This is a genomic window from Pseudomonas brassicae (assembly GCF_010671725.1).
GTDB lineage: Bacteria > Pseudomonadota > Gammaproteobacteria > Pseudomonadales > Pseudomonadaceae > Aquipseudomonas > Aquipseudomonas brassicae.
The window spans coordinates 1-9,262 of the sequence record NZ_JAAHBU010000167.1 but is presented as its reverse complement, the minus strand read 5'-3'; the positions used below and the strand labels follow the sequence as shown (position 1 = coordinate 9,262).

The 9,262-nt window shown below is 64.4% G+C and carries 4 protein-coding genes and 4 pseudogenes; 5 read left to right on the top strand and 3 right to left on the bottom strand.

What is annotated here, in order from left to right; genetic code table 11:
- Positions 1-737 (bottom strand): annotated as a pseudogene (locus tag G3436_RS13370) (FAD-dependent oxidoreductase); the annotation flags it as partial.
- Between the two features lie 168 nt (positions 738-905).
- Between G3436_RS13370 and G3436_RS13365 the strand changes: the two are divergent.
- Positions 906-1,682 carry an IclR family transcriptional regulator gene (locus tag G3436_RS13365; protein ID WP_163945655.1) on the top strand — a complete coding sequence of 259 codons (777 nt, stop codon included), beginning with the start codon at positions 906-908 and terminating at the stop codon, positions 1,680-1,682.
- 164 nt (positions 1,683-1,846) lie between these two features.
- A pseudogene (locus G3436_RS13360) lies at positions 1,847-2,672 on the top strand (sugar phosphate isomerase/epimerase family protein).
- A gap of 49 nt (positions 2,673-2,721) precedes the next feature.
- On the opposite strand, the pseudogene G3436_RS13355 reads toward G3436_RS13360, so the two are convergent.
- Positions 2,722-4,061 (bottom strand): annotated as a pseudogene (locus G3436_RS13355) (MFS transporter).
- A gap of 279 nt (positions 4,062-4,340) precedes the next feature.
- On the opposite strand from G3436_RS13355, the pseudogene quiC reads away from it, so the two are divergent.
- Positions 4,341-6,246: pseudogene (quiC, locus tag G3436_RS13350) on the top strand (3-dehydroshikimate dehydratase QuiC).
- An 82-nt stretch (positions 6,247-6,328) separates the two neighbouring features.
- Complete coding sequence (locus G3436_RS13345; RefSeq protein WP_163945653.1) at positions 6,329-6,997, top strand: TetR/AcrR family transcriptional regulator; 669 nt, start codon at positions 6,329-6,331, stop codon at positions 6,995-6,997.
- 13 nt (positions 6,998-7,010) lie between these two features.
- Here G3436_RS13345 and G3436_RS13340 read toward each other — a convergent pair whose 3' ends face one another.
- Complete coding sequence (locus tag G3436_RS13340) at positions 7,011-7,871, bottom strand: shikimate dehydrogenase (RefSeq protein WP_420801210.1); 861 nt, start codon at positions 7,869-7,871, stop codon at positions 7,011-7,013.
- A 169-nt stretch (positions 7,872-8,040) separates the two neighbouring features.
- On the opposite strand from G3436_RS13340, the gene G3436_RS13335 reads away from it, so the two are divergent.
- Positions 8,041-9,207, top strand: a complete 1,167-nt coding sequence (locus G3436_RS13335; RefSeq protein ID WP_163945650.1) for an alkaline phosphatase family protein — start codon at positions 8,041-8,043, stop codon at positions 9,205-9,207.
- Positions 9,208-9,262 lie beyond the last annotated feature (55 nt).

Below are 9,262 nucleotides of genomic sequence, written 5' to 3'. Positions count from 1 at the left end.
GCTGTGCAGCAGGCGCCGTGCCGGGGCCGACGCCCACAGCTGCACACCGAGGTCTTCGGCCGACTTGGCCAGGCGCGCGATCAGGGCCACGCCGTTGACCAGTTGCATGGCCCGCCCGTGGCGTGCCAGGTCCAGCAGGTGGCGGGTGAAGCGCTTGCCCACGTGCAGCAGCGAGCGCCACGAGCGGGTCAGGGTAAGAAAGGCCGTGAGGTCGCTGCCCGCCATGATCGGCATGCCCATGAACGAGGTCTCAGGCATGGTCTTGCGCAAGCGCTTGAGCAGCTTGCCGACGGCCCGTGCGTCATAGGGCGCTGCGATCACCGAGCGCCGCCGGTGCCGGCGCCTGGGGTGTCGCCATGGATGTCGGCGATACCGTTGCCGTCGGCGAATTGCAGCGCGGTGTGGCGTTCGAAGAACCCCACCATGTTCGGCGCCGCCTCCAGAAACGCGTCGATCAGCGCCGGGTTGAAGCGTTCGCCCAGCTCGTGCTGCAGGTAAGTACGTGGCTGCGAGCGCGCTTCGACAATCCCGGCGCGCTGCGCCAGCGGGTTGCAGGGCACCCACATCCAGCCGCCGGACCAGGCCGTGGCGCCGCCGAACACTGGGTCTTTCTCTACCACGATGACGTGTTGCCCGTGAAACGCGGCGGTCACCGCGGCACTCAGGCCGGCCGCGCCGGAACCGATGATCAGGACGTCGCAGTCGACCGAGCGGGGAGCAGGGGGGTGGGCAGTCATGCAAAAGCCTCGCAGTAGGCAAAATTTTTTTCTGGAACGTCGTTCCATAATCTATGATTGCGTGCGCGGTGCCAAGCGCTGACGCACAAAGGTGTTCGAAGATCGAACACTGGTTGGCGCTTTGCCTGGCGCTCTTTAGAATCGGCGAAATTTTCAGGGACCGTGACCATGGCCGGCAGTCAGATCGAACGTGCTTTCAGCCTGCTTGAAAGCCTCACCAGCGCACCGCGTGGGCTGCCCATGCAGACCCTGGCCGAGCAGTTGGACATCCCCAAGAGCGCGACCCATCGCATGCTCGCCGAGCTGATGCGCCTGGGCTACGTGCGCCAGAATCCCGAGAGCAGCCGCTACCTGTTGAGCACCAAACTGGTGGGCCTGGGCTTTCGCTACCTGTCGCAAAGCGGGGCCGATATCGTGCAGCCGATCCTCGACCAGTTGGCGCTGGAGACCGGTGAACTGGTGCGCCTGGGGGTGATCGACGGCGAGCGCCAGGTGTGGATCGCCAAGGCCCAGGGCGCACGTTCGGGGCTGCGCTACGACCCCGACATGGGGCGCGAGGCGCCGTTGTTCTACAGCGCCTCGGGGCATGCCTGGCTGGCCAGCCTGAGCGATGCCCAGGCGTTGCTGATGGTGGAGCGCCAGGGTATCGGCCGGCGCGAGGATTTCGGGCCCAACGCGCCGGCGTCCAATGCCGAACTGCTGGAGCGTCTGCGTCTGGCCCGTGAGCAGGGTTATGCCTGGGTGGTGGAGAGCTCGGCGCTGGGTACTTCGGCCTTGGCAGCGGTGGTGCGCCATCCGCAGGACGCCCATGTGGTCGGCGTGTTGAGCGTGGCCGGGCCCACCGCACGCATGAGCGAGGCGCGCCTGCACGAGCTGGCGCCTGCCTTGCTGGCGGCGGCGGCGGAGCTGTCGGCGGCCACGCCTGCTTCCGAGTTGTTTGTCTGAAAAGCTTCGCTGGCAAGCCAGCTCCCACAGGGCGTTACGGTGCTCGCAGAAGCTGTGAGGCTGGCTTGCCAGCGAAGGGGCGCTCGGGGATTTTTTGTACTTGCATTGAAAGTGGAACTAAGTTCTAAATACTGCCACTACAACAACGTCCCGAGATGTCCCCCATGAACCCACGCGTCATGTCCCTGGCCGCCCTCACCGTGCTGGAGCTGTCCCCCCCCTGAAATGGTCGAAGTCGCCGCCCGTGCTGGCTACAGCCACGTCGGCCTGCGCCTGGAGCCGGCCACCCCCGAAGAGCACCACTTCGCGCTGGTGCGCGATGCCGACCTGCGCCGCCAGACCGCCGACCGCCTGCGCGACACCGGCATCAAGGTACTCGACATCGAGATTCTGCGGCTCAAGCCGGACACTCGGGTGAGTGCATTCGAGGCGCTGCTGGCGGTGGGGGCAACCTTCGGCGCCAGCGAGCTGCTGGTGGCGGGCAACGACCCCGATGAAGCGCGCCAGACCGACAATTTCGCCGCCTTGTGCGACCTGGCTGCGCAGTATGGCTTGCACCCACACCTGGAGTTCATGCCCTGGACCTACGCGAAGGACCTTGAGCAAGCCGCGCGTATCGTTGCCACGGCCGATCGCCCGAACGGTTGCGTGCTGATCGATGCGTTCCACTTCGACCGCTCCGCGTCGCGCCTGGAAGACCTGCGCCAGTTGCCCGCCTCGCGCATGCGCTATGCCCAGCTCTGCGACGTGGCCGGCCCGCGCCCGCACGACATGGCCGAGATCCTGCGCCAGGCGCGCAATGAGCGACGTTTTCCGGGGGATGGGGATTGTGACTTGATCGGTCTGCTGCGCAGCCTGCCGGCCGGCGTGCCGCTGAGCCTGGAGATCCCCACGCGCCAGTTGCTGGAGCAGGGGGTGAGTGCACTTCAACGGGCGCAGTGGGCGCTGCACAAGGCTCATGACGTACTGAACGCCAGCTCCCGGTTGTAGGAGCCAGCGTTGCTGGGGAAGGGCTGCGCAAGCAGCCCTTTTTTACGGTTTAGGCCTCGACTTTGGGAATCTTGCGCGGCGCCATGAAGTACATCCACACCAGTGCGATGAAGTACATCGCCGGAATCATGGTGAACAGCACCGTGTAGTTGTTGTTGGTGGTGGTCAGTACATGCCCCACGATCTGGGTCATGAACATGCCGCCGGTGGCCGCGCACATGCCGCCGAAGCCGAACACCGTGCTCATCATGTGCTTGGGCGTGTAGTCCATCACCAGGCTCCAGATGTTGGCAGTCCAGGCCTGGTGCGCAGCGATCGCCAGCGAAATGGCCAGTACCGCCACCCACAGGCTGCTGGCGCCGGCAGCGAAGATCACCCCGACAATGGTCGCGGCGAACAGCAGCATCGACAGCAAGCGCGCCTTCACAGGGGCCATGCCGCGGCCAATCATGAACGAGGACAGGATGCCGCCGCCCACGCTGCCGAAGTCGGCGCTCAGGTAGATCACGATCAGCGGGATACCCATCTGGGTCACGCTGATGCCCAGGTTGTACTGCTGGTTGAGGAACGGTGGCAGCCAGTACAGGTAGAACCAGAACACCGGCGCGGTGATCGAGTAGGCCAGGGCGAAGGCCCAGGTACCGCGCATGCGCAGGATCCGGCTGAACGGCACAGGTGCCTGCTCGGGTTCTTCTTCATCCTGGATATAGGCCAGTTCGGCTTTGCTCACGCTCGGGTGGTTTTCCGGGTTGAAGTACTTCAGGCCCCAGAAGGTCACCCAGGCCAGGCCCAGTGCACCCATGGCCATGAACGCGGCCTGCCAGCCCCACACGGTGAGGATCAAGGGCAGCAGCATCGGGGTCAGCATGGCACCGACGTTGGTGCCGGCGTTGAAGATGCCCGTGGCCACGGCACGCTCGCCGGCCGGGAACCACAGCCGCGTGGTTTTCACGCAGGCCGGGTAGTTGGCGCCTCGGTGAGGCCAAGAATGAAGCGGCAGACCATGAAGCCCACCGCCGAGGTGGCCAGGCCGTGGGCGCCGGTGGCCAGGCTCCAGAGCAGCACCGCGCAGAAGAACACGCGTTTCACGCCGATGCGGTCGATCAGCCGGCCCTGCAGCACGAAGCCGATGGCATAGCCGACCTGGAACCAGAAGTTGATGTTGGCATAGTCCATCGCCGTCCAGCCCATTTCCTTGGCCAGGATCGGTTGCATCACGCCCAGTGCGGCGCGGTCGATGTAATTGAGGGTGGTGGCGAAGAACACCAGGGCAAGCATGACCCAACGGGTCTTGCCGACGCTCATGGCGCCACGGATCTTGTCGCCGATACCGGCGTGCGGGTTACTGCCCAGCGGTTGTGCCAGGGGAGTGCTTTGGCTGTGGATCATGTGTTGATTACCCGTATTTTTATGTTTATGGGTCAAGCCAGGATGACACGCGTTAAAACGATCGACTACGGCAGGTCTGTCAGTTTCTTTGGCAAAAGACTCACCTGCCCGGTGGTAAGAAATGGTGCGCATTGGTCAAAAAAGGGTCAATTCGTTACGGAGGTTATTGGGCGATAATCGCACACAAAACTAACCAGTTCGTACCTTTTGGTTGAGCTAGGATTCACCCGAGCCAATAATTCGTTCAGCTGGGCACTGCCTGCCCGTTGGAGCCTGAAGATGCAGCGTTCGATTGCCACCGTGTCCCTGAGCGGCACTCTGCCGGAAAAACTCGAAGCTATTGCCGCCGCCGGATTCGACGGCGTGGAGATCTTCGAAAACGACCTTCTCTACTACGACGGCAGTCCCCGCGAGATTCGCCAGCGCTGCACCGATCTGGGGCTGGACATCACCCTGTTTCAGCCGTTTCGTGATTTCGAGGGCTGCCCGCGCGGGCGTCTGGCACGCAACCTGGAGCGTGCCGAACGCAAGTTCGAGTTGATGCAGGAGCTGGGTACCGACCTGGTGCTGGTGTGCAGCAACGTGGCCGCCGACGCCCTGGGCGAACAGCAACTGCTGGTCGACGACCTGCACCTGCTGGCCGAGCGCGCCGCCGCCAGTGGCGTGCGTATCGGCTACGAGGCGCTGGCCTGGGGCCGCCATGTGAACACCTGGCAGCAGGTGTGGGACATCGTGCGCCAGGCGACCACCCCAATCTGGGGATGATCCTCGACAGCTTCCATACCCTCTCGCTCAAGGGCGACCCCAGTGCCATCGCGCAGGTGCCGGGCGACAAGATTTTCTTCGTGCAGATGGCCGATGCGCCGATCCTGGCCATGGACGTGCTGGAGTGGAGCCGGCATTTCCGTTGCTTCCCCGGCCAGGGCGAGTTCGACCTGGCGGGCTTTCTGGCGCCGATCCTGCAGGCCGGCTACCGTGGGCCACTGTCGCTGGAAATCTTCAACGACGGCTTTCGCGCCGCGCCGCCGCGTGCCAATGCCGCAGACGGGCTGCGCTCGCTGCTTTACCTGGAAGAAAAGACCCGTGCCGTGCTGGAGCGCAGCGCACCGCTGGCCGAGCCTGAACTGCTGTTCGCGCCACCGCCGGCGAGCACGTACGACGGCATCGAATTTCTCGAGTTCGCCGTCGACGACGCGCTCGGCGCCAAGCTTGGCAACTGGCTCGAAGGCCTGGGCTTTGCGCGGGCCGGCAAGCACCGCTCGAAGAATGTGAGCCTGCTGCGCCAGGGCGACATCAACCTGATCCTCAACGCCGAGCCGTACTCGTTCGCCCACAACTTTTTCGAAAGCCACGGCCCGTCACTGTGCGCCACCGCCATCCGGGTCAAGGACAGCGCGCAGGCGCTGGCCCGTGCCGTGGCCTATCAGGGCCAGCCCTATCGCGGCCTGGTGGGGCCGAACGAGCGCGAGCTGGCGGCAGTACGCGCTCCCGATGGCAGCCTGATCTACCTGGTGGACCAGGACGCGGACGGGCGTACCATCTACGACACCGACTTCAGCCTCAGCGCGCAACCTGCGCACACCCTGGGCCTGACTCGCATCGACCACATGGCACTGGCCTTGCCGGCCGACAGCCTGGACAGCTGGGTGCTGTTCTACAAAGGCCTGCTGGACTTCAGCGCCGACGACGAAGTGGTGTTGCCCGACCCCTATGGCCTGGTCAAGAGCCGTGCCCTGCGCAGCCGCTGCAGCTCAATCCGGCTGCCGCTGAACATCTCCGAAAACCGCAATACCGCGATCTCTCATGCGTTGTCCAACTACCGTGCTCGGGCGTGCACCACATCGCCTTCGACTGCGAAGACATCTTCGTCGCGGTCAAGCGCGCCAAGGACGCCGGCGTGGCGCTGCTCGACATCCCGCTCAACTACTACGACGACCTGGCGGCGCGCTTCGACTTCGATGACCAGTTCCTCAGCGAACTGGCTTACTACAACGTGCTGTACGACCGTGATGCCCAGGGCGGCGAGTTGTTCCACGTCTACACCGAGCCGTTCGAGGAGCGTTTCTTCTTCGAGGTGCTGCAGCGGCGCAACGGTTACAGCGGCTATGGTGCGGCCAACGTGGCGGTACGTCTGGCGGCAATGGCCAAGGCACGCAGTGGCGGCCTGCGCCATGCCAAGCTGTAACGTGTCAGCAGGGTGGCGGGCTTTCTTATGTCGCACCCTGGGGCCATAATCGCGGACTTAACCGAATGGTCAAGAGTCCCGTATGACGACAACTCCAGCACGCTTGGCCGCCTCTGCCGAGGCGCCGCGCAAGAGCCGCAAGAACAACCCTGAGAAAACCCGCGAGAATATTCTCCAGGCGGCCGTCAGCGAGTTCGTGCTGCAAGGTCTGGCGGGCGCGCGGGTCGATGCGATCGCCGAGCGCACGCACACCTCCAAGCGCATGATCTACTACTACTTCAACAGCAAGGAGCAGTTGTATGTGGAGGTGCTGGAGAAGTTGTACGGGGACATCCGCAGTACCGAAAGCAACCTGCACCTTGCAGAGCTTGCGCCGCGCCAGGGCATTCGCCGGCTGATCGAGTTCACCTTCGACCACCATGACCGCAATGTCGATTTCGTGCGCATCGTGTGCAACGAGAACATGCACCATGGCGAGTACGTCAAACAGTCGTCGGCGATACGCTCGATGAACAAGACCGTGCTCACCGCGCTGGACGAGATTCTGCAGCGCGGGGTGGCCGAGGGCGTGTTTCGTCAGGGGCTGACGGCGCTGGACGTGCACCTGCTGATCAGCTCGTTCTGCTTTTACCGGGTGTCGAACCGGCATACCTTTGGCGAGATCTTCCAGGTGGACTTCGAGGATGCGGCGGTCAAGGCCAAGCACCGCGAGATGATCTGCGAGTCGGTACTGCGCTACCTGCAGGCCTGATACCCGGCGCTGTTCACACCCCCAGGCTGTTGAAGTGCCCGATCATGCGCTGTGCGTCGGGCACGATGCCACTGAACAGCTCGAACGCCTTCACCGCCTGAAACACCGCCATGTTGGCCCCGTTCAAGGTCTTGCAGCCCAGCGCCCGGGCCTCGCGCAGCAGCTCGGTCTCGAGCGGGAAGTAGACGATCTCCGCCACCCACAGGTCCGCGCGCAGCAGCGCCTTGGGCACCGGCATGCCCGGCAGCTTGGCCATGCCCATGGGGGTCGTGTTGACCAGCCCGCAGGCCTGCGCCAGGGCGCTCTCCAGGTCATGCCCCACGCGTGCGCGGCTGCCGGCAAAATGCTGGTTGAGGTTGTGCACCAGCGCCTGCGCGCGCTCGGGCTCCACATCGAACACGCTCAAGTGCGCCACGCCTTCACTGAGCAGGGCGTGCGCCACGGCCGCACCGGCGCCGCCGGCCCCCATCTGCACCACCTGCTGGCGCGACACCTCGGCCAGCCCGCGGCGAAAACCCTCGGCAAAACCCAGGCAGTCGGTATTGTGCCCAATGCGTCGGCCGTCCTTGAGCACCACCGTGTTCACCGCGCCAATGCCACGCGCCTCAGGGGACAGTTCATCGAGCAACGGCAGGATCGTCTGCTTGCACGGGAAGGTGATGTTGAGCCCGGTAAAGCCCATGTACTCGGCAGCGGTCAGCAGCTCTTCGAGGGCACTGCTGTCGAGCTTCAACTGGTCCAGGTCGATCAGCCGATACAGGTAGTTCAAACCTTGGGCGGCGCCTTCGCGCTCGTGCAGGGCCGGGGTGCGCGAGGCCTGGATGCCGGCGCCGATCAGGCCGGCGAGTACGCCGGAAGGGGAGGCCAAACTCATCGGGAAAACTCCATTGTTGTTCTTGGTAAGGAAAAGGGAGCATTCCGGATAAAATGTACTGGATGGTTAATAGGGTCAATTGGGTGCAGCCCTGTGGCGATCATTTCTGTTCGCTGATCGAACAACCTGTGCTAAACCTGTTGTTTTGCACATCACCATGGAGGGCGGCATGGCGGCGCAGTTCGAAGAGATTCGAGTGGCACAGGACACCTGGCCGGGGCTCGCCAGCCTGACTCAGTCGGTGTTTGCCGGTTTGGGGACCAGGGGTTTCAGAAACCCGTTCCGGCTGGAGCATTCCACTGCCTCGTGCCTGCTGCTGATCGACGGGCTGGGTTGGCAGCTGCTCAAGGCGCATGCGTTGCATGCGCCGTTCCTGGCGTCGCTGATGCAGCCCGACGGCCATTTCAAGGTCGGTTTCCCGGCCACCACCGCAGCGAGCCTGGCGGCTGTGACCTCGGGCCTGGGCAGTGGTGCCCACGGCATCGTGGGCTGCGATTTTGCCCTGGATGAGCATGCCGTGTTCTCGCCGCTGTCATGGACCACTGCCGCGCTGCAGGCCGGCAGCGTGCCCACGGCTGTGCCCGCGGCGGCCTCGTTCATCGTGCCGCAAACCGCCTGGGAGCAGGCGGCCGAGCAGGGCGTGCAGATCAGCACGGTGATGCTGGGGCGCTACGCCACGTCGGACTTCACCCGGGCCATCTACAAGGCCGGCGCAATTCTCGCTGCGCCAGCCTACGACGCCTACCCCGAGCTGGTGCGCGGTGCGCTGGAGGTGGATGCGCCGGCGTTCTGCTTTGCCTATTTCGGCGATCTGGACTTTGCCGGGCACCTGTTCGGCCCCGGGTCGCCGGAGTGGTGCAAGCAACTGGCAATCGCCGACCAGTTGGCCGAATCGATTGCCCGGCGCCTGCCGCGTACTGCGCAGCTGCGCGTGATCGCCGACCACGGCATGCTCGACCTGGACCGTGAGGTGGTGCGTGATTTCGATACCGACACAGCCTTGCAGGATGGAGTGAAGGCCATGGCGGGGGATATCCGCGCGCGCTACCTGTACATCCACGAGCACCAGCAGGACCGCGTGCATGAGCGCTGGCAGAACCACCTGGGCGACGCTTACCGGGTGCTGAGCAAGGCGCAGGCGATTGGCACTGGCTTGTTCGGCGACGTGATGCTGAGCCAGGCCGAGGCGCGCATCGGCGACCTGATCGTGATCCCGACGGGGGCGGGCGGGATTATCCGCAGCGTGGTGGAGAAGCACCCGAGCCAGTGGCGCGGGCACCACGGGGCGTTGACGGATGCCGACCAGGTGGTGCCATTGCTTCGGTATTCACATTAGGGCCTCTTCGCTGCAAGCCAGCTCCCACAGAGATCACACTGTCCTTGTGGGACGC

Coding starts and splice junctions, on each gene's coding strand:
- G3436_RS13365 (WP_163945655.1), top strand. CDS start 906: ATGGCCGGCAGTCAGATCGAACGTGCTTTCAGCCTGCTTGAAAGCCTC.
- G3436_RS13345 (WP_163945653.1), top strand. CDS start 6,329: ATGACGACAACTCCAGCACGCTTGGCCGCCTCTGCCGAGGCGCCGCGC.
- G3436_RS13340 (WP_420801210.1), bottom strand. CDS start 7,871: ATGAGTTTGGCCTCCCCTTCCGGCGTACTCGCCGGCCTGATCGGCGCC.
- G3436_RS13335 (WP_163945650.1), top strand. CDS start 8,041: ATGGCGGCGCAGTTCGAAGAGATTCGAGTGGCACAGGACACCTGGCCG.